Consider the following 437-nt stretch of genomic DNA (forward strand, 5'->3'; position numbering starts at 1 on the left):
GGTCCGTGGCGACCAACTCAACCGCGCCGCCCGTGATGACCCCTTGCCGGTAGCCGAGCGTCGTTGGGATGAGCCGCCGCGTGGCACGCGCATACGCCAGCAGCGGCCCCCGCTCGTCCACCCACACCACCAGCGGGAGTTCGTCCTCGACCGGAACCGTGCCCGACTCCAGCGCGCCGACCACCGCGCCGACCTGATCACGCGGCGCCCGGATCATCAGGTCCTCGACCGTGACCGTACGCACCTGCGCCAGCAGCCGGCCCGGAATCGCGCCGTGCGCGTCCGAGCGGGCCACGGTCCCGGAATCCAGAGGCGGGAGGTCAGCCCACCCGGTGAGCGTGCGCCACCGGTAGGGGGTGCCGGGGCCGAGCAACAACTCGCCGTACTGGATGTGCCCCGGGCGCGTCACCAGATCACCGATCGCCACGGCTCACCCC

General features: G+C 72.8%; 1 pseudogene. It reads right to left on the reverse strand.

The features are described 5' to 3' along the window. Positions 1–427: pseudogene (locus IH25_RS0136860) on the reverse strand (phage distal tail protein); the annotation flags it as partial. Between the last annotated feature and the right edge of the window lie 10 nt (positions 428–437).

Source organism: Streptomyces achromogenes subsp. achromogenes (assembly GCF_000720835.1).
In the GTDB taxonomy this organism is placed as follows: Bacteria; Actinomycetota; Actinomycetes; order Streptomycetales; family Streptomycetaceae; genus Streptomyces; species Streptomyces achromogenes.